Annotated in this window: 28 protein-coding genes, 3 pseudogenes and 1 riboswitch; of the genes and pseudogenes, 10 read left to right on the top strand and 21 right to left on the bottom strand. The window is 33.7% G+C overall.

The features are described from left to right. Positions 1 to 190: 190 nt before the first annotated feature. The 3 genes from ABE048_RS01940 to ABE048_RS01950 all read right to left on the bottom strand — a co-directional run bounded on the left by ABE048_RS01940 (position 191) and on the right by ABE048_RS01950 (position 2,047). On the bottom strand, positions 191 to 796 hold the full coding sequence (locus ABE048_RS01940; RefSeq protein WP_430308803.1) for a hypothetical protein: 606 nt from the start codon (positions 794 to 796) through the stop codon (positions 191 to 193). A gap of 4 nt (positions 797 to 800) precedes the next feature. After that, complete coding sequence (locus ABE048_RS01945; RefSeq protein WP_430308804.1) at positions 801 to 1,532, bottom strand: nucleotidyltransferase domain-containing protein; 732 nt, start codon at positions 1,530 to 1,532, stop codon at positions 801 to 803. Positions 1,533 to 1,633: 101 nt separating this feature from the next. Then, positions 1,634 to 2,047 (bottom strand): GNAT family N-acetyltransferase, encoded by a 414-nt coding sequence (locus ABE048_RS01950; RefSeq protein ID WP_430308985.1) that lies wholly within the window; start codon positions 2,045 to 2,047, stop codon positions 1,634 to 1,636. A gap of 245 nt (positions 2,048 to 2,292) precedes the next feature. Here ABE048_RS01950 and ABE048_RS01955 point away from each other — a divergent pair, with 245 nt between their 5' ends. The 4 genes from ABE048_RS01955 to ABE048_RS01970 are packed head-to-tail and all read left to right on the top strand — an operon-like array spanning position 2,293 to position 5,276. Continuing rightward, a complete protein-coding gene (locus tag ABE048_RS01955) occupies positions 2,293 to 3,405 on the top strand; it encodes a helix-turn-helix domain-containing protein (protein ID WP_430308805.1) in 1,113 nt (370 codons plus the stop codon). A gap of 1 nt (position 3,406) precedes the next feature. Then, the gene (locus ABE048_RS01960; protein WP_430308806.1) at positions 3,407 to 3,607 is read left to right on the top strand and encodes a PLDc N-terminal domain-containing protein; all 201 of its coding nucleotides are present in this window, start codon (positions 3,407 to 3,409) and stop codon (positions 3,605 to 3,607) included. Next, positions 3,604 to 4,512, top strand: a complete 909-nt coding sequence (locus tag ABE048_RS01965) for an ATP-binding cassette domain-containing protein (RefSeq protein WP_430308807.1) — start codon at positions 3,604 to 3,606, stop codon at positions 4,510 to 4,512. Before ABE048_RS01960 ends, ABE048_RS01965 begins: the two co-directional genes overlap by 4 nt. Beyond that, positions 4,509 to 5,276, top strand: a complete 768-nt coding sequence (locus ABE048_RS01970; RefSeq protein ID WP_430308808.1) for a hypothetical protein — start codon at positions 4,509 to 4,511, stop codon at positions 5,274 to 5,276. The genes ABE048_RS01965 and ABE048_RS01970 overlap by 4 nt, the downstream gene beginning before the upstream one ends. A gap of 235 nt (positions 5,277 to 5,511) precedes the next feature. On the opposite strand, the gene ABE048_RS01975 is transcribed toward ABE048_RS01970, so the two are convergent. The 3 genes from ABE048_RS01975 to ABE048_RS01985 form a co-directional block, all read right to left on the bottom strand. Next, positions 5,512 to 6,381, bottom strand: coding sequence for a glycerophosphodiester phosphodiesterase (locus ABE048_RS01975; protein ID WP_430308809.1), 870 nt, complete (start codon positions 6,379 to 6,381; stop codon positions 5,512 to 5,514). Positions 6,382 to 6,893: 512 nt separating this feature from the next. Then, on the bottom strand, positions 6,894 to 7,103 hold the full coding sequence (locus ABE048_RS01980) for a hypothetical protein (protein ID WP_430308810.1): 210 nt from the start codon (positions 7,101 to 7,103) through the stop codon (positions 6,894 to 6,896). 312 nt (positions 7,104 to 7,415) lie between these two features. Further along, a complete protein-coding gene (locus ABE048_RS01985) occupies positions 7,416 to 7,964 on the bottom strand; it encodes a DinB family protein (RefSeq protein WP_430308811.1) in 549 nt (182 codons plus the stop codon). Positions 7,965 to 8,529: 565 nt separating this feature from the next. On the opposite strand from ABE048_RS01985, the gene ABE048_RS01990 reads away from it, so the two are divergent. Continuing rightward, complete coding sequence (locus ABE048_RS01990) at positions 8,530 to 8,916, top strand: spore coat protein (protein ID WP_430308812.1); 387 nt, start codon at positions 8,530 to 8,532, stop codon at positions 8,914 to 8,916. A gap of 254 nt (positions 8,917 to 9,170) precedes the next feature. Here the strand turns inward: ABE048_RS01990 and ABE048_RS01995 are convergent, their stop codons facing one another. The 5 genes and pseudogenes from ABE048_RS01995 to ABE048_RS02015 all read right to left on the bottom strand — a co-directional run. Further along, positions 9,171 to 9,659, bottom strand: coding sequence for a DinB family protein (locus ABE048_RS01995; RefSeq protein WP_430308813.1), 489 nt, complete (start codon positions 9,657 to 9,659; stop codon positions 9,171 to 9,173). A 202-nt stretch (positions 9,660 to 9,861) separates the two neighbouring features. Further along, a complete protein-coding gene (locus tag ABE048_RS02000; RefSeq protein ID WP_430308814.1) occupies positions 9,862 to 10,335 on the bottom strand; it encodes a GNAT family N-acetyltransferase in 474 nt (157 codons plus the stop codon). A 214-nt stretch (positions 10,336 to 10,549) separates the two neighbouring features. Then, positions 10,550 to 10,716 (bottom strand): annotated as a pseudogene (locus tag ABE048_RS02005) (NAD-dependent epimerase/dehydratase family protein); the annotation flags it as partial. Between the two features lie 346 nt (positions 10,717 to 11,062). After that, positions 11,063 to 11,995, bottom strand: coding sequence for a DUF1259 domain-containing protein (locus ABE048_RS02010; protein WP_430308815.1), 933 nt, complete (start codon positions 11,993 to 11,995; stop codon positions 11,063 to 11,065). A gap of 181 nt (positions 11,996 to 12,176) precedes the next feature. Continuing rightward, positions 12,177 to 12,385: pseudogene (locus ABE048_RS02015) on the bottom strand (cation transporter); the annotation flags it as partial. A gap of 691 nt (positions 12,386 to 13,076) precedes the next feature. Here ABE048_RS02015 and ABE048_RS02020 point away from each other — a divergent pair. From ABE048_RS02020 to ABE048_RS02040, 5 genes and pseudogenes are all read left to right on the top strand, one after another. Then, positions 13,077 to 13,154 carry a YjcZ family sporulation protein gene (locus tag ABE048_RS02020; protein WP_430308986.1) on the top strand — a complete coding sequence of 26 codons (78 nt, stop codon included), beginning with the start codon at positions 13,077 to 13,079 and terminating at the stop codon, positions 13,152 to 13,154. Positions 13,155 to 13,266: 112 nt separating this feature from the next. Further along, positions 13,267 to 13,473 carry a hypothetical protein gene (locus ABE048_RS02025; RefSeq protein WP_430308816.1) on the top strand — a complete coding sequence of 69 codons (207 nt, stop codon included), beginning with the start codon at positions 13,267 to 13,269 and terminating at the stop codon, positions 13,471 to 13,473. An 88-nt stretch (positions 13,474 to 13,561) separates the two neighbouring features. Further along, positions 13,562 to 13,949, top strand: a pseudogene (locus ABE048_RS02030) (exosporium protein C). 399 nt (positions 13,950 to 14,348) lie between these two features. Next, entirely contained in the window at positions 14,349 to 14,741 is a 393-nt protein-coding gene (locus tag ABE048_RS02035; protein ID WP_430308817.1) for a YmaF family protein, read from the top strand. A gap of 484 nt (positions 14,742 to 15,225) precedes the next feature. Continuing rightward, positions 15,226 to 15,987: a glycosyltransferase gene (locus tag ABE048_RS02040; protein ID WP_430308818.1), complete on the top strand. Its 762-nt coding sequence runs from the start codon at positions 15,226 to 15,228 to the stop codon at positions 15,985 to 15,987. Between the two features lie 330 nt (positions 15,988 to 16,317). On the opposite strand, the gene ABE048_RS02045 is transcribed toward ABE048_RS02040, so the two are convergent. The 10 genes from ABE048_RS02045 to ABE048_RS02090 all read right to left on the bottom strand — a co-directional run bounded on the left by ABE048_RS02045 (position 16,318) and on the right by ABE048_RS02090 (position 23,397). Further along, on the bottom strand, positions 16,318 to 17,250 hold the full coding sequence (locus ABE048_RS02045) for a nucleoside hydrolase (protein WP_430308819.1): 933 nt from the start codon (positions 17,248 to 17,250) through the stop codon (positions 16,318 to 16,320). Between the two features lie 242 nt (positions 17,251 to 17,492). After that, a riboswitch (purine riboswitch) is annotated at positions 17,493 to 17,594 on the bottom strand. 275 nt (positions 17,595 to 17,869) lie between these two features. Next, positions 17,870 to 18,013 carry a hypothetical protein gene (locus ABE048_RS02050; RefSeq protein WP_430308820.1) on the bottom strand — a complete coding sequence of 48 codons (144 nt, stop codon included), beginning with the start codon at positions 18,011 to 18,013 and terminating at the stop codon, positions 17,870 to 17,872. A 249-nt stretch (positions 18,014 to 18,262) separates the two neighbouring features. Then, positions 18,263 to 18,556: a 3-isopropylmalate dehydrogenase gene (locus tag ABE048_RS02055; protein ID WP_430308821.1), complete on the bottom strand. Its 294-nt coding sequence runs from the start codon at positions 18,554 to 18,556 to the stop codon at positions 18,263 to 18,265. Positions 18,557 to 18,745: 189 nt separating this feature from the next. Continuing rightward, positions 18,746 to 19,195 carry a VOC family protein gene (locus ABE048_RS02060; protein ID WP_430308822.1) on the bottom strand — a complete coding sequence of 150 codons (450 nt, stop codon included), beginning with the start codon at positions 19,193 to 19,195 and terminating at the stop codon, positions 18,746 to 18,748. 321 nt (positions 19,196 to 19,516) lie between these two features. Next, on the bottom strand, positions 19,517 to 20,725 hold the full coding sequence (locus tag ABE048_RS02065) for an MFS transporter (protein WP_430308823.1): 1,209 nt from the start codon (positions 20,723 to 20,725) through the stop codon (positions 19,517 to 19,519). A 324-nt stretch (positions 20,726 to 21,049) separates the two neighbouring features. Next, positions 21,050 to 21,280: a hypothetical protein gene (locus ABE048_RS02070; protein WP_430308824.1), complete on the bottom strand. Its 231-nt coding sequence runs from the start codon at positions 21,278 to 21,280 to the stop codon at positions 21,050 to 21,052. 130 nt (positions 21,281 to 21,410) lie between these two features. Next, positions 21,411 to 21,833, bottom strand: a complete 423-nt coding sequence (locus ABE048_RS02075; RefSeq protein WP_430308825.1) for a hypothetical protein — start codon at positions 21,831 to 21,833, stop codon at positions 21,411 to 21,413. A 209-nt stretch (positions 21,834 to 22,042) separates the two neighbouring features. Next, positions 22,043 to 22,423 (bottom strand): VOC family protein, encoded by a 381-nt coding sequence (locus ABE048_RS02080; RefSeq protein WP_430308826.1) that lies wholly within the window; start codon positions 22,421 to 22,423, stop codon positions 22,043 to 22,045. Between the two features lie 85 nt (positions 22,424 to 22,508). Then, a complete protein-coding gene (locus ABE048_RS02085; protein ID WP_430308827.1) occupies positions 22,509 to 23,024 on the bottom strand; it encodes an SRPBCC domain-containing protein in 516 nt (171 codons plus the stop codon). Between the two features lie 28 nt (positions 23,025 to 23,052). After that, positions 23,053 to 23,397 carry an ArsR/SmtB family transcription factor gene (locus tag ABE048_RS02090; RefSeq protein ID WP_430308828.1) on the bottom strand — a complete coding sequence of 115 codons (345 nt, stop codon included), beginning with the start codon at positions 23,395 to 23,397 and terminating at the stop codon, positions 23,053 to 23,055. Positions 23,398 to 23,422: the final 25 nt, after the last annotated feature.

Raw genomic sequence — 23,422 nt, forward strand, 5'->3', positions numbered from 1 at the left:
GAATAGCCATTTTTTTCATTGAGTTTGATAACTCCTAATAAATCGAGTATTATTCAATTTGTTTTTATTTTGGGCAATATTGTTGATAAGCAAATATACATAAAGAATCTTGATTGAGGCCCTTACTTATATTCTTTTTAAATTAAATCCGCCCTAGATTTTAATTTGCTAGGTCTGTAAATATTTCTAGTCAAATGTCACTGTTCTCCATATCAAGCAAATAAGCTTCCGATATATAGTGTGTAACTTTTCTTGGTGAGTTGTATTTGTCATTCTTACTAAATATAGTAAGCCCAACCTCTTCTACTGCAATAAATGTTTCGACCTTTTCAAAATCAAGGTTATTAAATTCAATAGGTTTATCCCAGTCTCTTGTTGGAACTAAATTCACTTCAGAAATACCTTGTCCAAGGAAAATAAACACGCTCAATCCATTCAAAACTAAATCAACCGTACAATCACAAATTACTTCTAATGTGTCAGCCGAATCAATTTTGATAATGTAACTGTCAGAAGTAAATTTATAGGAAGGGATATTCCTTTCCGAAATTATCTTTTCTATGTGTTCCAAAATCACAGATTCCAGCACAAAGAAAACAGGAAATCTGAACATATTTTGAACTAACGTAAGAAGAAAGTCGGTTTCTATGTCTCTAATACCAACATCGATTGCTTTAAACATATCTTTTGGAATGGCATAATCATTTATTATACTATTGTGTGTGTATTGAACAAAATATTGGTTTTTCAATTTCTTCTCTCCTATTGAGGTTACTTTTAACATTTCTCTAAACATTAACCTATCCCCCTATGGCTCCTTTACCCAGTGAAAAACCTTCAAACAATTTCCCGCCATAAGGTTTCAAAACTTTTTCTATCAATTCGATTACTTTACTTTTGTCACCTGTCTTATAAAAAACATTAAAAGCATAAACAAAATCATGGGTGAATTCTTCATCATAATTCTTTAATGAGCGGACTACCCATTTCGATGTACCAATCCATTTACGATTTGTTCTTAAAACGAATTCACTTACTAATTCAGCAAGTGTATTTGCAATAAATAAATCTTCTGCTCTATTGGTACAACCGATAAAATCATCCAGTGTATCTGTAATAAAATAGCGTTTTATTTTAATTGTTTCTTCTGTCCATTCCTCTGGGCCCTTATCTAATAATTCACTCGCTTCTTTTATTATTGAGCCCATTACACCCTCATCTTTTAGAATAATCCCTTCAGAAATCATCTTTGGCAGAGAAGGTCTCGCTCTTTTAATATCATTTTCAAAATAGAGTTTATAAGAAAACAAATTATGTACAAAGACCTCAATAGCCCAATTAAACTCAATCAAAGACTCCCTGAATGATGAAAGAACATTTTGATCAAAAATAACAATGTCGAGGTCAGATGTTTCTGTTTCCTCACCTCGAACTACACTTCCTGCTAAAATGGCACCTTGACAATTTGGAAAATGTTTATTAATAAAAATCTGAGCTGCTTCGACTGGTTTCAGCCTTTTTATTTTACTCAATGCTCTCCCCTCCTATAAAAATTATTTTATATATTAAGCCTATATCCCAAGCCATTCATGCTCCAAAATACTATAAAGAAGTGAATCTCGCCATCCCGTTTCTAATCGCGAATTCTACCTTCTTTTATCATGCCAATTTTCTCTAGCACTCTTGATGATTCAATGTTTCGTGGATCACAAGTAGCAAAAATACGATGCAAATTTAATTGATCAAATCCAAATTCAATTAAAAGCTTGGCTGCTTCAGTAGCAATCCCTTTACCCCAGTAAGCTGGATTAACGATATAGCCAATCTCACCTTCTCTATTTTGGAAATCATGAATATTAATCTCCCCTGCTCCAATCATTCTGTTATTTGACTTATTAACAATTGAAAAAACAAGTCGACTTCTTTTATCCTTCTTGGCATCCAATATTACTTGAGTTACAAAATCTTGTGTTTCTTGCTCTGTATTAGGACCCCATGGTTGATATTGGCATACAATTTGTTGCGAAGCGTATTTATATACATTTATCCAATCATTTTCTAGATGATTCTACTACTTGTCAATTGGTTTACCATAAAGCCACTAACTTTAATTTTTTATTTAATTAATCTACATTAATCACTATAATTTCCCAATAATTAATTCCTTTTAAAATTGCTTATATTTTTCACTCAGTATCCCAACAGTTGATTTTTTCAACTAAATTCTACTATGATTCCATCGTCTTATTGTTGTTTAATGGATATACTGTACATATGAAGGAGTTGATGGAAATGAAAGAATTACAGTTTGCCAATACGATTTCTTCTTTACGAAAGCAAAAAGGGATCACACAAGATCAAGTAGCTGCTTACGTTGGAGTCTCAAAGGCCGCTGTATCGAAATGGGAAACCGGCCTCAGTTATCCCGATATATTATTGTTACCAAAACTTGCAACCTATTATAATTTATCGATTGATGAATTACTTGGCTATAAACCACAAATGACAAAAGAAGATATACAGAAATTGTATATTGAATTATCTCAAGAATTTGCTACAAAACCATTTGATGAGGTTTACTCCCGTATTCAATCCATTATTGATGAATACTATTCTTGTTTTCCCTTATTAATGCAAATGGCTGTATTGTTACTGAACTATCAGTCAATGGCAAGTGATAAACAGCAAGATGTAATCAATAAAGCAATCGATCTATGTCATCGGATAGAACAATCTTCTGATGATCTTCGACTTATTCGTCAAGCAAGATCAATTGAAGCACATTGGCAGCTTATGTTGAAACAACCTGAACGTGTATTAGAATTACTCGGAGATGATGTTGAACTTTATACAGGTAATGAAATTATTGTAGCATCTGCATTTCAATTGCTACAAAATCCTCAAAAAGCAAAAGAAACTTTGCAAGTAAGTATGTATCAATATGTAATTGGCATTTTATCAATTGCACCAAATTATTTAATGATGCATATTCATGATTCAAATCAGTTTGATGAAATTGTTAATCGAATGGTGAAAATTATTAATGCATTTGATGTTAATAATTTGCATTACAATGCTTCTTTAGTTTTCTATTTATCCGCAGCTCAAGGATATATACTGCAACAAAATGATGACAAAGCCACTGAGATGATACAAAAATATGTTCAAGTGTGTAACAAGATTGAATTTCCTTTCACATTACATGGTGATGGATTTTTCGACTTAATAGATGAATGGCTTGTGAGAGAACTTGATCTAGGATCTAATGCACCTCGTGATGAACAAACAATTAAAACTAGTCTAATCACAAGTGTTACTAATAATCCAAATTTCAAGTCTTTGATTGAGCGTACTGATGTTAAAGCGATGCTTACAAATTTACAACATAAGTTAGGATGTGATTAATATGACGTTACAAGAAGCATTACCCCTTATTATCCCTTTAGTTATTTTGGAATTGACGCTTGGAATTGTTGCATTGGTTCATGTATTAAAACACCCGAATTATCGATTTGGCAATAAAGCGATGTGGGTTGTTATCGTTCTATTCCTTCAACTTATTGGCCCAATTGTATACTTTATTTTCGGGAGAGGAAGAGAAGCATGAGCATACTAACACTAGATAATCTGTCTAAATCTTTTGGTTCACAAAAAGTAATTGACAATATCAACCTCACTTTAGAAGAAGGAAAAATCTTTGGTTTGCTAGGTCAAAATGGTGCTGGTAAAACAACATTAATGAAAATGATTTTAGGACTCCTCCCTACTTCAAGTGGTAAGATTCGCATATTTGATGATGAAGTTATTTACGGAGATACCCCGACAAATCGTTATGTTGGTTATTTACCAGATGTACCAGCTTACTACGCTTACATGACTGCTTTTGAATATTTGATGCTTTGTGGAGAAATAACAGGAATGCCTAAAGCTTTACGAAAAGAACGGGCTACGAAATATTTACAGCTTGTTGGCCTTGCTAATAACAAAAAGAAAATCCAACAATTCTCACGTGGTATGAAACAACGTCTTGGAATTGCTCAAGCTCTCATTCATCAGCCTAAACTACTTATTTGCGATGAACCTACTTCTGCGCTTGATCCTATTGGTAGAAAAGAAATTTTAGATATCTTGCAATCAATTAAACATGAAACAACTGTCATTTTATCTACACATATTTTGCATGATGCTCAGCAAATTTGTGATGAGGTAGCCATGCTACACAATGGAAAATTTGTTGTTTCAGGCAGTGTTGCAGAGCTAATGAAAACAAACAGTAAACAGCAAATCCGTGTGATGTTCGATAACGAAACACAAGTTAAACTATTTATTGAGAAAAGTGATTTAAAAGAACAAATCACATGTCAATCAAATGTTTTGTTAATCGAAGTAAATATTCTAACTCAAACACAACAACAATTATTCGCTCAATGTATTTCCCTGAATCTATATCCGACAGCTATTGAGGTTGTTCAACCTTCCCTTGATGAAATCTTCTTGGAGGTGAGCCGATGAATTCTTTTATCGCATTATTTAAAAAAGAAACGATGGAATTTAGTAGAACATATAAATTTTTAATTATTATTACTGTATTTTTAATACTATCCATACTAAGTCCTTTAACAGCAAAGTTTATGCCAGAAATTTTGACTGAATTTTTGCCAAAAGAAGTTGCTGAGAGCTTCCCTGATCCTACTGCACTCGATTCATGGGGACAATTTTTCAAAAACTTTTCTCAAATCGGACTATTCGTTGTTGCCTTATTATTTGCAGGTACGCTAATTCACGAACGTATTGAAGGTACACTGATTATTTTACTTACAAAAAGGTTACGCAGAAGTACAGTTGTATTGGCTAAGACTATTTTTGCTATGGTGATTTGGTCTATTATGTACTGGTTAGCATTTGCAGTGACCTATTTTTACACTTGGTACTATTGGAAAGCTGACCACGTCGAACATTTAGTTCTTGCTGTCGGTAATTTGTGGTTATTTGGTCTATTATTGATCTCTGTTATTTTACTCGGAAACGTGTTATTCAAATCTATATATGCAAACTTACTTTGGACAGCATTCTTTGTAGTAGTTTGGTTTGTTGTATCTATTTTTCCGAAAGCTGCTGATTTCAACATTCTACGATTAGCTTCAGATAGTAATAATCTATTACAAGGTCTTGTAGAGACTAATGAATATACATGGATCTACACAATTACGATTGGACTAATTGTTTTAATGGTGTTCAGTGCCGTTCGAGTTTTTAATAAAAGGGCTATTTCTTAAAATTCCTTAAATGCCATAATTTATTCTTTATATAGACTGGCGAGGTTTATAATTCTTAGAATTATGCTTGCAAGCTGAGTAAGTATTTGAGAATATATTCGGAAATTTGATTGTTAAAAAATGCGTAAAATGGTTATAAATGATCCCTTCCCCTATTAAACACAAAAAGCTCACAAACCCTTTTATATCAAGGTTTATGAGCTTTTATTTTTTAAATTAATCAAGCCGTTGAAATTTACTTTCCTTTCTTTACCTCATTCAGTAAGTCTGGGAAGTTTGTAAACATTCCTGTTACACCCCAGTCAATTAGCTGCTGCATTCTTTCTTTGTCATTTACTGTATATGGGTGAATTTCAAGACCACTGTTGACTACCTTTTGTATATATTCTTGATTTAAATACGTATGATTTGGTCCCACTCCAATTGCATATTCTTTAATTTTTGCGATTTCTTCATCTGTTATCACTGCATTCTTTTTATAAGATAACAATTGAATTAGATTTAGTGATGGATCCATTTCATTCATGATTTTAAGACTATCAGCACTAAATGATTGAAGAAGTAATTTCTGTTTATTGATGTCATACTTATCTATAAGACGTAAAAGTTCTTTTTCCATTCCAGGGTAAATGTCAGGTGATTTCGTTTCTATATAATAGCTAGCATTCTTTCCGAACTTTCGAAAAATCTCTTCAAGAGTTGGTACTTGTAAACCAACATACTCTGACTTAGCATATTGTGGGTATGCTTCATTAAACCAGCTTCCAGCATCTAGATGTTTGATTTCATCTAGTGTAAAGTCTTTCACTAGGCCTGTCCCATCAGTTGTGCGATCCAACTTTTCATCGTGCATAGCAATTAATTGACCATCCTTTGTCATCTGTAAATCGATTTCAATATAGTCACCATGCATTTTTTCTCCCATTTGATAGGAAGTAATTGTATGTTCAGGAGCATAACCAGAAGCACCACGATGTGAGACATTTTCGATATTCTTATATTTTTCCTTAGCCAAAGCTGTTCTTCCATCAGTTGTTGTCGCAATCCCCCCCACTATTACAAGAGCACCAAGAGCAGATAACCATTTTCTTTTCAATTCCAACATCTCCTATCTATTCTAATAGACTTCTATTCAACAATAACAGGAGAATGTTAACCTCTTTCAAAACGCTTGTAAATTTGGGTAAAGAATTTATTTATGGAAAAATCATGTTTTTATCCAACAGTTCTAATTGACCTAATCCATTTTTACTAAATTCATTGATTTTTCTTTTTTGAAGAACAACATATTATCCATTTTTTTCCTTAAACAAGATTACTTTCATCTGTTTTTCGTGTTAATTTCATAGTTTCAGAATTTATTACTTCCGCTTTACATTCATTTTCTAAATCTAATTGAAAATTCAAAAGTTTATCCTACAAAAGTAGTTAAATTAAATAATTTTAAATATAATATAAAATCTAACTATTTTTCTCTTTAGCCTACATACAGAAACAATCTTATTACCTAAATAAAACTCCCTTTTCTGTTTGGACAGAATATGCTTTATTTTACATAAAAAAATAGCGCCGACTTCTCTTGAATAGAAATCGGCACTCCGTTTATTCGTTATACGTTTAGCGTGAAGCTTTTGGGGGTTGGCACACGTCACATTTACGTTGGTTATTATTTTTAAATTTCGTAAATGTTTTTTCAAAGTTACTACCACATGCACATTTAAATAGTAACTTTTGAGAAAAACCGTGATATTCCGTCGATAACAACTTACTTTCCGAATTGTTCTCAACAAATTCTTTAATTTTACCAATCGTCCATCGTTTATTCATTCTCTTACACCTCCATATTTTATAGCTAGTCGGAGGCTTTTCTTGGCATCCGTTCAATTATAATTAAAAGTCTTAATTATCATAAGCTCCTCATTATAGCATGTGCTGGCACACAATTAAACAAATGGAAGGTATCTTATTTTACTATTCTGCTGAATTAGTTTAAGTATAACATTTCACAATGGATTCTAAGATCTTCTTGATGTTTCGGATAAAAAAATAGACCATCGAAATGAGGGTCTTTTTTAACTAAAACACCCCGTTCGCATTTTCAGGAATTTTCAAATGAAATATCTGTTTTATAGGACAATATCAATGTAAGTTATAATATTTTTTGCATAATAAAAAATGATGTTTTTCATGTATACCTAGTATATCAATACATTGTATTAAATTTGGATAATGAGCTATTGGATCGGGGTAACGTAAATGTCCAGCAACGTTATCGCTAATATTAGAAAGTATTTTTTCTAAATGCCTAGTTTCGCTATCTAGTTCGTTAACTATCCAATCAAATGGAATTTTCTCTTTAATACCTTTTGGTGGCACTAAAACAAAAGGTGCTTTCATAGGTTTGTTGTGTTTTTCTTTATATTCAGTGAATATATCTTCACTATGAAATTTGTATGACTTTCCACTTCTTATTGTAGCAATGGGCTTTGAAAGCGGTAAATACGGTTTGTTTAACTGTCTAAATAATTTAACCATTAAGTATAAATGATAATATGTTTCTCCAAAAGACCACTTGTCTGCTTGAGGACGTTCCCATTCTTTATTTTTAAAATTTTTTAGCTCATTAGCAAATTCTTCTCGTTGCTCATAAATGACGGTGAAATAATGTTTCATGTACCTACTTTCCATAACGTCTCCTCTAAATATAATCTAAAGTTTATTTATCATACCTCATTTAAAGTATATCACAATGAAATTCCATTATTTAACTATCTGTCATACAAATTATTAGCTGGTTAGTTGAATAAGTAAATTCTTCTGTACTTTTATGTTACTGAAAAAGTAATTGTTTTCCTCATTTATTAATCATCTTATTCCCATCATATTTTAGTTCTAATATTACTAAAAACCTCCTGGATTGCACCTCTTATTCAACTAAACTGCACCGTTAGTTTAAGTGGATTCCTTCGCAATTTTCACTAAACGATTTAACATATTATTCAATATCTGGCCCTTTACATAAAAAAAGAGCGCAATATCTAATCTAGAATTGCGCTCAATCGTGGAACAAGAATGTAGGTTGTATCACTTTAGCTGTAACTACAACTATTTATCCATCCGCCTTTTAGCAGTCATACTGGAACAACTACTATGAATGGTTATTTTAATTATTCTTCACTCCACCTTCCTTATTGTCCAAACAACTGTATTCGATATGAATAAAATATTATATTGAAGAGGAGGTGAATATAATATGGCAACATTTGAAATTGGAGCAAGAAGTCTTTTCAATTTTCGAAACGAACGCTTTTTCCTATTAGTTGAAGATGAAATTACAATTCCAGATGAAGGTGTAGAGATTGATCCAGTTAATATCTATGAGATTGACCAACAAACGTTCAATTTTATCAGAGATGAAGGAGATACACCTGTGATTGTACCAGTTTTTAAACTTCCAACTGTACCACCTGGATTTAAATTAGAACGAAAATGTATTTTTACAGTCGACAATGCATACTTTGTAATCTACGATTTAGAAAATGGCACTGATAACAATGTTTTATTAAGAATCAGTGCAGCTTTATTTAACTCAATGAGAAATTCTGGTGTTCGTGAATGTATTCCGCAAAATTTCATTTAAATAAATGAGTATTGTTATATATCCCGTCAATTGTGGTTTTATATTTAACAAACTGCTGTACAAAAGACAAGCGATCAATTTTATTGGTTGCTTGTTTTTTATTTTGAAGGTATTTACTCATGTTTAACACTTCAAAATTTTAAACGACTTAATTATTACTACACAGTTTACAAATACAACACACTCGATGTTATCCTTGTTTTGATAAAGCGTTTCATTTGTACGGTAATCATAATGTAGGTTGTCTCACTTTCTCATTTAATATTAGTTTTCCAGCCTTTTTGTAGTTGTTTTCGGATGTAAACAATTTGTCCAATATGGTAAGCGTTATGCGTAGACAAGTTTCCCAGTAACCCCCACCACTTTGCAGTCACTGGGAAACCATTCACTTCACTTTCTACCTTTTCTTCAGTTAGTAGATCTTGCCACTGAAGCAGAACCTCTATGAGGCACTCTTTTAAGTCAGCAAATTTTTTATTTTCTGGAACAATAAAGCTATTATTATTATCACCTATTGGTGCAACAGCATTCACATGAGATTTTTCGTACCTCTTTTGCCATGTCTCATTCCAGTAAAGTAGATGTTGCACAATTTCAGCGATACTGTTACTTTCATCGGTGGGTTTCCAAAACGCTTCTTCCTCTGACAAGTTTGCTACTGATTCCGAAAACGGTACGTAAAAGCTAGGGTCGTTCGCATTTGCTAAAAACTGATCGGCCAAAACATCTTTAGCATGGGACATATTAGTCACACTCCCTGTTAATTATATCTTTTCTATTTCGGTTCTCGTTTGATTTCTCCTGCTTTATTCCGTTAAATGACCCTTAAATGGAAAATAGGCACCGATCCTTTCTATTGGAAAGTCCCTATATAAAAGAAAGAGCACAATTCTTGCTGTAGAATTGCGCCCTATAACGTAATTAACATTAAACTTCTAGATTTCTTTAATTGAGGGTGAGAATAAACTCCTCCACATCTTTGCCACGTGCATTAGAATACCCACTGTCCTCACCAGTAATCACGAATCCACATTTTTCTAGAACCTTAAGAGATCCGGTATTGTCTTTAACGGCACGAGCATAAAGAGGACGAATTGTAATGTGTTTTAGAAATTCCCTTAAAGCTTTGGTTGCTATTCCTTTGCCCCAATATTCCTTTCCAATCCAATAGCTAACCTCTGGTTCTCCGAACTGCTCAAAACGTAGAATATGCCCAACCACATTATTTTCGATAATAATTGTCTGCTTCATAATATCCTTATCTGTAAGAATTTTGTTCCAGTGTGTGGTGAAGCTATCCCAATCACTGGGGTCTATTCTCGTAAAGGCAGCCATGTGGTTCGCTTCACGGTTCTGTTGGTGCTTAAAAAAAATTGGAAGGTCATCCTCAATCACATTTCGAAGAATGATGTTACTCATCATACTCCCCCTTGTTGTTTACTTCATTTTAACAAACATATATTTCTCCCTCTTTACGTGGATCAATACTAAGTGAATTAAAGAGAGCTTTAATCTCTGGTGTGAACTTGTCACATGCTAGAACATAATTAGCACAAAAATCACAGTCACAACCTTCGGTTATTAAATGATAAAATCCACATGTGACCATTACGACATCCCATTTCCTGTTTTAGAGCTGTGATAAATTACCATCCCTATCACCAATTAGCTGTTCCACCTCGGAAAACACCTCTTTATTGTTCCCGCGATTGAATAACGTAATTTCGTGTCCTCTTTTCAATCTTCTTCTACCAACTCTCTTCCTAAAAAAAGGGTACCTCCCAATATAAGAGCCTTCATACTCTTCCCCCATTCGTATTAATAGCCTACAACAAATACTTTCGTTTTATATAACGTTTTTCCTTCTAAAAAAATTTAATGAGAACATGAAAGAATGGATGGGGATTTTGTGAAAATCAATGTATTATAAGCTATTTATTCCTATGCACTATTCCAGAACTTGGCCTTATAATGAAAAACGAGCGCTTTTCCTTGTTCCAGGATAGCGCCCTTTAATGGAATAACTATAAATAGTTCTCAACCTAAAATCATTTAATTCTTGTTAAACTAACGCTACCCGTTAGCTTAACAAGAAAGCACAACTGAAAAACTTAATCAAAGGAACCATTTCAGTCTTTTTAAAACACTACATACTATTTGTTTGGTCTAAGGCTTCACGCAATGCATTTGCTAATTTGAAAGGTTCATCAGTTGCCCAAAAATGTAAAAAGAACAAACGTGGATTCTCTGTTAACATGTGATTGTGCAAGGCAGTTACATCAATACTATACTTACGCAAAGTACGTGCAACAAGATTTACTTCTTCAGCCGTAAGTACAAAATCTCCAGTTATTGCGACTTTCCCATTTCCTGTTGGCTGAAAATTTATTGATGTTGCAACTCCCATGGCAGGAGGAATTTCCATTCCATTCATCATAATTTTTTCTTTTCGAGGTATGGCTACATGATAAACACCATCCGAAATCGTGCCTTTATGTCTAAAGATTTGATCAAGTTTCTGATAATCAACGGAAAAGTTAACCGATTCAGATGTTCCGTTCTTTGGTATTTGTGTTAGTTTCAATCCAGAACTAATTGCTTTCGCTAATTGAACTGAATTTCCATGCCCTTCAATGTGCAAATACATAATTCGGGGCGTTTCACTTAATAAATGGTTATGAAGTGCAGAAACCTGAATTCCTTGACGAAATAGCTCATTCATAACCGGTTGAACTTCTTCTTCCGTAAGAACTAAATCACCCATGACCATTGTTTGACTGTCTATTTGTTTAAAAGCCACCCAGCCCCCTAAAGCTAATCCAGTGCGAATTGGTGTCCCCTTTACAGTTACTTTCAAATCATTACGTGGTAGGCTCAAATAAAAGACTTCACCTGGCCTCATTACACCTGATTTCCCTATTTCTTCTTCTACAATTTTCCATTGTGGTAAAAGATTTGTTGAATCCAAGTGATTAGGAGAAGAAGAACTTTTCGCATCAACTAAAATAATGGATGTAAAATTAGAAATTAAAGCTACAACAAAAAAAGCAGTTATTATTCTATATTTCCGTAGGTACATGTAATACTCTCCTTTGGAAGTAAAATGATATTCGTTTATTAAAATTCCCCAATTATGTCCTTTCATGCACCTTATGTATCTATCACATCTTATTAGTGTATTTCTCTTATTGAAAAGAGGATTAACTACATAAAAGGACAATTTCAATGAATTTGTTCCTAAAATATGTATCTTTTTGTTCATCTTTATCTGGTGGCTTATTTGATATACAAATCACTGCTAAAACAGCAATTGAAGCTACAACATCAGCTGCGGAGTGAATACCATCTGCAATACAGCCTTACTTTCACCTATAACTCCAAAAAAGATTTTACCTAACATTAATATCAAATTGGATATAAGTGCTATCCAAGCTACCTTTTTACTTATTTTTTCTCTCTCATTAACCAATTGTTATCCTCCTCTTAAAAGTTTCCCTATTTTAAAAAAATACCCTCACTCCTGGTAAGAAGTGAGGGTACTAAAAAAGCGATAATTATTTGGTAATTGAATTCGATGCACATCATAAAATGCCTCTTTTTTATTAATTAATTTATTATAGCATAATTACTTTTGGTGATATATAACCATATTCCCTGAAATAATTAATCAGTATATGCTAATAAAACTTTCAAAACTGTGCAAAACAACCAAACAAGACCATATATTTACCATATTTTATAATAGACCTAGAAAAAGGGAGGGAACTTCATGGATTGTGATAGCTTTCAAGGCTTCTCTCCCTATTTCAAAACTAAGTCAATGGAACTGAGTTATTCCTCAAAATTCCCATTCCTCCTACTGGAGCTTTTTCTTAAGTCCATTTTCTTACTTGTTAATCTTCCCATTACACAGTAAACTCCTGTTTACAATTGGCTTGTATTTAAGTGTTGCTGTAAAACCATTCTGAAGCGTTTTAACTTAGAATTTATAAATAATTAAAAAATCCACAATTACTATGGGATACCTGTCCACTCTTTTTTTACATTTGTGCATTAACTAATAAATAGGAGAGTCGAAAAATTTTTTCAACTCTCCATCAACGGTCAAACCGCTGATTTTATAAACGGAGGGGGGAATTACGATGTCGGATGGAATGTCTATGTCTTTCACATTAATTGTTGTTCTGTTTATCCTGCTCATTATTGTAGGAACTTCATTCATTAGTGGAGGCTACTAAGCCTACGTAGCTCATTTAATTTTGTATTATCGGAGGAAAAAGACAGATTGAGTGAATCTGTCTTTTTCTTGAGCATTTACTCTCCACAAATAGGTAATTCTAAAAAAAGGGGGTGAGAATTTTGCATCAATTAGTTAGATTTCAAGGTCTGGTTGTTGAAGTAAGAGATTGTCACGGAAGGATTCATAGAGGAGTTTTAGAAGGAATTGATCCAGCAAGAGGAATTTTCCTTCGCAGATCACCTTTCAACAGAATATTCATTCCCATCTTTTTAATTGCTGCTATTTTACTGTTAAGTTCTAGACGACGTATTTTCTAAAGATAGAGTACAGACAACTAAAAAGGTGACTATAACGTTTCATATTATTGATTATTAAGCAACAGAACCGGTTAGTAAGGTTGGTCAAATTAGCCCAATTACAATTTCCCATTCTCCTAACAAACGTATTTTAGCAGCTATTCGTATAACTATCCCTAGGAATAAATGCAAATAATAATCAGTAGAATTAATTGCGACAATGGAAGTGCGTAGGGTTACTGGAACATCTCGACTTTTGTTTAAGATATTCCATGATGGCAAAGAAATCTTCTGGGCCCGAGAAGGTGTGGAATCAGACCCTACATCAAAGGTAAAATATATAGTAACATTTCAAGCTATAGATAGAAATGTGCGACAAGGTACTCATTGCTTATCATGTATCTGTTGAAAACATCACTAATGGTTCGGAAGCTGCTGTTGTAGGACCAATTTTCTCTAGTGGTTTAGCAATTGCTTCTTCGCACAAAAATCATTAATAACAATCGGTACATGGATTGTTAGGAATAAAATTGATGGGATCTTTCGTACGAAGATCCTTTTTTAATTGCTGATAATAATAGAATAACACTCCTGTTACTCAGTAAATACCTAATCTGTTTTTTCCTTAATCCGATCTAATTACTTAAAAAGCCAACTTATTGTATCAAAATAGCTATATCGGAAATAACTAATGATCTCCGTTCGTTGAGCTATATCCCCTAGAAAGTTGGTTTGTTTTGTGAAGTAAGTACAATACTTCACAAATTATTAATCAAGTGATAAATCTAGAGGTGTTGCGTATTTTTACTACCAAACCCCAATTTCTCGACATAGGTTAGAAGAATTTCCCACCTCTTATACATATAGTATTAAAAAGGCAAAAAGGAGTTGTACTTTTGGAAATCCCTATTTCTGGATTCATGTATCATTCAGATGATTCAGATCCAATGCATTCTCACCAGCTTTTTATTACTCAATGGGATGGAAGACCTGTCCCTTCTCATGTTCACGAATTTAGAGGCGTTACTTCTTTTGAAATAGGACATAATCACAAATATGCCGGAACTACTGAACCAGCTCCAAGTGGTGTACCACACACTCATCGCTACTTTACTTTTACATCTGTGGATGATCGACATCGACATGAGATTCGTGGAGTTACTGGACCAGCTATCCCCCTCCCTAACGGTGGTCATTATCATGAGTTTAGTGGCTTTACTAGTGTAGACAGCGCTACTACCACTCCTCCCCATAGACACAGTTATAGCGGCAGAACAAGTTTTTCCTGACTCACAATATGATTGATTCATGTTCAACCTCTACTCTCACTGAAGAAATCATTACCTTATTGAACTAGTCTGCACTTTTGTTTTAGTTTATTTATTGACAATCTCATTTCCAGCTTTGTTTGGAATTCTTATTCCACAAACTGGCCCGTTTTTAAATTTGAAATTTGTAATTTTCTACTTTACATCGACAATTATGAATCCAAAATGTTAGGTAACGATAAAGACTTCTAACCGTCATATCCCAACTTTAGATAATGACATTTTAGAATAATATTAAATTTCAATAGTTCATACAATTAATTAAGGTGATTATATTCCTAATAAGCGTGGTGTTTGTTATAGGCTTTAATTTCATCGGGTAATTTTTAAAAAGTGAATATTATAGATCCAATTTTGATTTAATTACCACATCATTCACTCTTGTTTGTTTCAAAGTCTCAGTTACAGAAATAAAAATTGTTTCATTTAAAGGGGGAGAGATTGTATGAACGAAAAGGAGAACTCTTCAGAAGATAAAAATAAAGAAGATATAAAAATTTCAATTATAATACCCGCCCATAATGAAGAAAAGTACATTGAAAAATGCTTAGAATCTATTTCAAAAGCCTCAAAATTATATAAAAATCAAGTTGAAATCATTGTTGTGTTAAATCGATGTACAGACAAAACGGAAGAAATTGCAAAATCGTATAAATGTATCATAATAAAGAATAACGATAAAAACCTTTCTAAGATTAGAAACGCAGGTGTTGAAATAGCTAGAGGGGAAATCATCGTTACAATTGATGCAGATACACAGATGAACGAACATGTGTTATCTAAGGCAGAGGAGAACTTAATCACCGGAAAGTACATTGGCGGCGGAGTTACAGGAAAATTTGAAAGAATGTCTTTAGGAATTTTAGTTTCAACTTTGTTATTAATTGGGCCACTATTCTTTAAATATGGAGCAATTTCTGTGGGAATCTTCTGGTGCTACAAAAAGGATTTTAAATCGATTAATGGATTTAATGAAGATATGCTTATGGCAGAAGATGCAGATTTCGCTAAACGATTAAAAGCGTGGGGAAAAAAGAAGAGGAAAAAATACGGGACGATTCAAAATGGGATGATAACTTCATGCAGAAAGTTTGATAAACATGGAGACTGGATTTTACTTAAACGTCCGAAAATGATCCTTGCTTATCTTAAAGGAACAGACCAGAAATATGCAGATGAAGCATATTATGAAAATCAGGATAGATAAAATAGAAGTACCATTAGATTGTTCATGAGTTAGACTAAAGCTAGGTTTCAAGATGAAAGATATAAAATAAAGGGAAACAGAATGTAAAAAAATGTACTTAAATAAACAGTGACGTTAATCGAAAAAGGATTAACGCTTTTTTGTTGAAGTTAATAAACTGTCAGCTATCTTATCTTCAATAAGATCTTCCATAATCTAGCCCTATTCATAAAGAAAGACGCTTTCCTAAATAAGAAACGCGCCTGATTGTGGAATATCCTAAAGAACTTTCATTTTTCCGCTGTGTAAAAAAAAGACAGGAGAATCTCCTGCCTTTAGAAGTACCCTCTATTATTTTTTTGCTATTTCAGTAATGTAATCAAAGAATGCATCGCGATTCACATCATAAACGACATTTACAGGTCGTCCATCAGCTGTTTCAACTGTACGACCTTGGCTTGGACCGTCTGTGTGTACAATGCTGTTAATGGTTTGTACTTTCACAAGATCACGATTGCCAACAAATGCGGTTGTTAACACATCCCACAAATAGTATGTAGAGTTCGTTGAAAAGTGAACAAGTGGTGGTACCATCGCATAACATTGTCCAAGAAAATCAACACCCAGGTATTTGCGTTCTTTAGCCCAACGCTCACGTACATCTAAAGTTAGCGGTACTTGGTTTGTACTTTCAAGCGCCACTAAATCAATTTCTATGCTGGTATCCCATACACGAGCGGCTGCTTCAGGGTCCCAAAATACATTCCATTCAGCTGTTCCATCATGTTCAGGCTCGTGCACATTTCCTGCTTCACGAAATGTACCACCCATCCAAACAAGTCGTTCAATTTTCTCTTCGATTTCAGGATCTTCATCTAATGCACGGGCAAGATCGGTAAGGGGCCCTGTAAATAATAAGGTTGTTTTTTCTTCAGTTGCACGAATCGTTTCTATTAAATGAAGATGTGCAGGTTTGTCCGCCACTGGTGTTACAACTTTTCCAGATTCATTTAAAATCGGTAGTGCTTCTACATAAAAAGCGTGCATGCGCCAATCTTTTGGAAAAGGGTTTTTTGCGCGTGAATTTGACTCAGCTACGTCAAGGCCGCCGTTTCCAAAGCGATCAATAATTTTTCGGCTCGCAAACATTGCTGGTTCTAAATAACAATCTGCTGGAATGACTGAAACACCTGTGAGTTCAACAGTGTCCATTTTTAGTAATAGAAATAGCGAAACAAGATCATCAACTCCGCCATCATGATTAAAGTAAATTTTCTTTTTCATTATTTTCTCGATCCCTTCATGGTGAATTTTTATAAATTGCTTAGGGATTCACCCAAATATTTTCTTGTTGGAACACACGAATAACGACGCACTTTGTTTTACACTAAAAGCCACCAAAATTTGCCTGACGTGCCACCTCTCATGATAGCTTATAGACATCTTAAAATATAAAAATGCACCGATAGCTACCGGAGCATTGACTAGGGCATGTGTATATACAAAAGGAAGAATTGATCCCTTTTTCTATTTAACACTTACCTCGTAGTCAAGCACTTTACGGCAGCTTGGTAGAAACTATTGGGCCATATCCCCAATACTATACGACATTATTCTAAATTTAATTCGCATTTACAATAATAATAGTAATTTATGGTTTCGTCAATTAAATCACGAACGTTTTGCGTCAAATTTTATGATAACATTCGCGTTTTAATTGCATTTACAATGTTAATTTCTCTTTAACTACTTTCACACTTTTACAATGTTAGGGCTGACCTAAATCCCTCAACTGCTATATTCAGCACAATTTAATATCGAATTTGTCAGAATTGGTCGTCCTGAAGATTTTGATTTAACCCAGATCCGAACCAAGGTGGACATTCATTAAAGAAGATATAGACTAGTAGTCTTCAGAAAATCCATCTTTAAGAAATTCTATTATTTCTTCGCCAAAAAACGAAAAAATCAATAATAACAATACAATTAAAAGGGCTAAACTACCGAATATAAAGGAAAACACTTTTCCAACTTTTTTATCATTCAATAAAATCCCTCCGATACTAATTTGGATATTTTTACTGCAAATTAGAAATCTTTTATTCAACAAACCTCCTGCGATAGTTTAAGTACAATCTTTCATAAACATCAATCTATCATTATCATTAGTATTCAATTTTTCTTGAGATTCTTCCTCCATTAAATGGCCCTTAAATGCAAAATGCGCTTTCCTTCTTTCCAGGAAAGCGCTCATTTGTGGTAGAACTAAAATATGATATCAATATTAAAATCTGAATCACATTTTTTCGCTGCTATATTTTTTTACTACAGTTGCCAAAACCGCAATAATAAAAACAATCGCACTATTTATCATTAAATAATATCCCAGTTGCAAGCCATAAAAAATTGCAAAAGGATCACGAATAATAAATATTGCTAATGCACCACCGATTGCACCAAATAATACTGCTAGCAGTATTATTGTAAAGGAAGAAAAATATAGATTTCTCTTTTTTATGTAGATTATAAACCCAATAATATTTGCAACAACGATAAAGAAGCCCATAAGTATTAAGAAAAAGCTAGACACATAACTCCCCCTTTTTTAATAAATCTTTAGCTGTTTACAAATGAATGTAATGGTCCTTATATGTAGCGAAGATCCTGTACTTTGGAAACGCGCCCGATTGTTGAAGAGCAATAAGCTGTTCACCTGCTATAGTTGAAAATATTTATATCCAATTAGATTAACTTAGACGGGTGCCTAACTATAACCTGTTTAAGAATTGGACAATTTATTCCACTCGCTTAAATAAGGGACAAAATCTAATTCTCTTGGGTCATCATTCAGCATGGAAATGAATTCTAATTTATTCCCATCCGGATCTAAAAAATATATACTGGCAGCTGGCATCCATGCTTGAACAATCGGTTCCTCGTTGCCTTTTCCCTGACTTCCAATAACCTCAATTCCTTGATCCTGCAACCATTGAATGGAATGAATCAAGAATTCAAATTCTACTTCAAATGCAAAGTGCCTTTTTTCGATTTCACTTGAAACTGGCACCAGCCACAAGCCCAGCATTTGGTAGCCTGGTTCTCCAATCCAAAAAAAGGCGTTTTTTTCTGTTGCATATCCTAATTCAAGCTCTAACTTATCTTGATAAAAGTTGATAGCAGCTTTTAAATCCTTTACTTGCAAGTGAGTTTCGTAGAGTTTTTTAATCATTTTAGATGTCCCTCCTTCTAAGATTACTTGACAACAATCCTCATATAAATATTAACACAAATATCTAAATATTTTGAAATATACTTTTTTGTTAAATGGCCTTTAATGAAAATAAGCGCAGATCCTTTTATTTGGAAACGCGCCCGATAATAGAATAAATAAACTATGATCTCAATCATAAAATCACTTAATACTTCTTTCACTATAGCCCCCATTAGTACAATAAGTTCAATAAAAAAAGACCATCAAAAATGATGGTCCTACTTCACAACTATCACACAGTCATTAAAAAAACAAAGACAAAATCCTTCACCTTAAATTTTATTGTTCCATAACATTTCTAACAAACAATTGCTTATTTTTATGAGCAATCGTACTTACTATCGCAAGCAATAGCCCCGAAATAACGAATACAATTCTAATCCCTAACAAATCTGCTAATAGTCCCATAACAAGAGAGCCAACGCCAAAAATCCCAGTACCAATAGCACCTAATGAGGTATAAACAGTTGACAACTGTTCTTTTGACACACTAGTTTGTATAACCGTTTGTTGAGGAACTTTTTTAATTTGTCCAAAAAGCCCTACACAGAGCGATAAAAGTAAGGAAATGATTGGAATACTGTTTAGGCTAAATAATAATGTGAATAAGAAACTTGCGAATGAACCGACAAAAATAAAGGATCCTAATTTCTTTTCAACAAAAGAAGAAAATTTAATACAATAAGCACTTCCTAAAATCAGACCTAAAAAGTTAGCTCCATTGATAAATCCCCACCATTTTTCATCAACGTTTAAAGCATCATTGACAAACACATATAAAATAGCAGCTATCCAAACCGTTGCTGCAATTGTTTCTAAAAATTCTATCCAAGCAATCATTCTCAATACTGGAGTGTTAGATAAAGTTTTCCAACCCTCTTTAATCTTTTCTAGTTTCCCTTTTAACTCGGTTGTTTCATGATTTACACTTTCTAAAAGGCAAAGTAATATGCTTGCAATTACAAATAAACACGCAACTAACCAAACAAGTTGTTGAGAACTCATAATAATTAGCAATGAACTTCCTACGAACCACATACCTGCTTGTATGACCTGCGTAATAGTTTCTGCAATTCCATTAGCTTGAATTAAATGTTCAGGATTAACATAGTATCGAGTCAATGTCTGTCTTATTGGATTTGCACAACCGTCAAAAAAAGCAATCAATCCTATTATTAAAAAGATTAAATAATAATTAGCTGCTGTTAAACCAATTAACATAAACCCTAAAATAAAGAGTAAAATCGTTTTTCCAATTTGTGACCCAGCAAGTAACCATTTAAGATTTAATTTCTCAACCAAAAGAGGTGTCAGCAGACTGGATATAAACATAGAAGAAGCAATCGTAAATGGCACAAACGATGCTGCAATTGCAGAACCGGTTAATACAAAAATCGTACTTATAACACTGACTATATATAATACATCGCCTATATTAGCAAGTGACTGACCCAATAGTAATAAAGAAAAATTTCTATTCAATTTCATTATATATCCCCCAATATTTCATTCGATTTTTGGCTAAATAGGGGAATATTAGATTGGACTATTCATTAAAATTTGACTCCTATCATATATCGGACAAATCTGGGGGATGTAGATTTATCACAAGTTTTTTATCATCAGTAAATATTTATATGAATTATAGCATAATTCAAACACCTAATAGGTGCTATTCAACAATCTGACCTTTATATGTAAAATAGCACTACCCTTGTTCAAGGATAGTGCCAGTTTGTTGAAAATCAGTAGCTGCTGAAGATGGCTCGCACTTATTGAACTCTAGCATCCGATATGTCAAACAAGATTAATCTAGTTCATGTTAGGTCTTATTTTCTGTTCAAATTCGTCTTTAGTAATTTCCCACACTTCATACTCTTCCCCAAACTTATCTCGAACATCTTGAGCCATTAAATCAGAAATTATTTCATAATCATTTATTATATCTTCATTTAGAACTCCCTCAACTGTATCCCATTTAATAATTTTTTCATCATATGGACTGACAATATAAAAATATCTAGTTTCAAATTTAGTTATCATAATAGCCACCTCTTAGAAATTGTACTATTATAAGCATTTACAAAATGTTTGTTCAATTAAACTGCCCTTTACTTGAAGAAGAAAAAGGAATTTCCTTGTTCCGGTATTGCACCCATTAGTGAAATAAGGTTTAAACTTCTTCCTGATATATTTCTGAGTTTATCGGCTTTATATTGAAAAATATTTTAAACTCCTGAAGTTTTTCTATATGATTAAAAAAATCATCTATATCATGATAATCCATTGACCATTCTACTATTTCTAAATTACTTAATTCATCTGTTGGTTTAAATAAAAATTCACAGTGAAGTTGTTCCATACGAGAATACTCATCTTCTTCATAAACAGTAAACTGACGTACAAAATCAAGATGAAATAGTTCTTCTCCAGTAAAATCATAAACACCACATTGAAATAGGATTTCTTTATCTTCTTCTCCCTCAACTGGTACTTTACAAAAAGTCTTAAATGTTTCCCAAACCTTTTTTATATCATCGGTATCTGCACCAATCTTATTTTTAAGGTAACTTTCAGCATTCTTAACCGTAATCATTACAAAACCTCCGATATTAGTATGTAAGTTATTCTTATTCAACTAAACTGCCCTTTAGCTAATAGTCTCAATCCAAATATCAATTAGTTCTTCTAGAACTAACGCACCCAATTACTTTAATTGTAAATCTTCACAATCTGTTTCGTTAATCTGACAAACAAAAAGGCGATGCCTTTATTCAAGCATCGCACTCGTAAATTGAATAGGAATCACTTTTTCTCCATTACTGCAAAATAATTATTTTCACTATCTGCAAAATTAAATACTCTTCCTGAAGGCATATTTACAATTTCACCGACTGTAACGTTTTTCTTTACTAAGTCGCTATATAAATTATCAAGTTTTTCTGTGAAGAACATTAAAGAAGGTGTACCAAGATTTAATTCAGGCTGCAATTTAGCAATTAGCTCCTTATTATGGAGAATAACACTTGTATCAGCTTCTTTCGTTGGGGCAATTTCAATCCATCTCATTCCTTGACCGTTATCTTCCTCTGAAATTACACTAAAGCCTACTTTTTCTGTCCAAAACACCTTTGCTTCATCTTGGTTATTAACATACAACATAATTTGACCAACTTTACTAATCATTGATTTTTACACTCCCTTATAAAATTAATTACTATACACAATACTCCTAAATCATACTAACGCTGAAAACAACGTTACGGTAATTCTACTTCAGCGATTCCACTAATTCGTTCAAACGGTCCCAAGTTTCTGTGATGCCCTGCAGCATACCCATGTCCATGACGGTCTTAAGGGCCTCTTCGGAAACATATTCGGCACGGTTTATCAGCTTTGTCTTTCCACCCATATCGATGAATTCCAATGTGATCTCAGTCGACGGCATAGTGTCATTCGAATTGCCCTCTGCATCCGAAAAGTAATCAGTGTAGACGATTTTCTCCGGCTCGATAATCTCCTTATATACCCCTTTACCCCAGGATTCCATACCAAAAAATTCACCCAAATTCTGATCAACACACTTCATACAGTAGTGCCAAATTCCTCCCGGACGAAAATCTACCGTGCAGACTGGAATCTCCCAGCCCCTCGGCCCCCACCAGCGTTTCAGATGCTCCGGTTCTTTAAACATCTTGAATACGAGTTCGCGTGGCGCATCGAAAACTCGTTCCAATACTAATACCCGATCGTTCTCTACTCTCGATAACATTTCATTGTTTGACATTGTAATTCCTCCTTGATCATGAATGATTTTATGGTTTTTCTTTGTTCTGCAATTCCCTCAAATAATCATCTAGATTGTCGAACCTTTCTTGCAATACGCTCCGGAAGGACTGTATCCAAGAATCCAGTGCTTGGAAGGGTTCGGGCCGGAGTTTGTAGATACGTCGGTTAGCTTCGGCTTGCACTTCCACAATCCCGTTGTCGCTTAGCACTTTTAGATGCTTCGAAGTTTGAGGCTGCCTCAATCCCAATTGGTCGGCAATTTCCCCAACGGTCAGGGGGCCGTCACGCAAGAGTTCGACGATATTCATACGATTAGGTTCAGACAAAGCGTTCAGCGTCGTCATGTTTGCGCCCGGAATCTTTCCTGACATGTTGCTCACCTCGTCAAATTGATGG

The organism is Rummeliibacillus pycnus (genome assembly GCF_050459865.1).
In the GTDB taxonomy this organism is placed as follows: Bacteria; Bacillota; Bacilli; order Bacillales_A; family Planococcaceae; genus Rummeliibacillus; species Rummeliibacillus pycnus_B.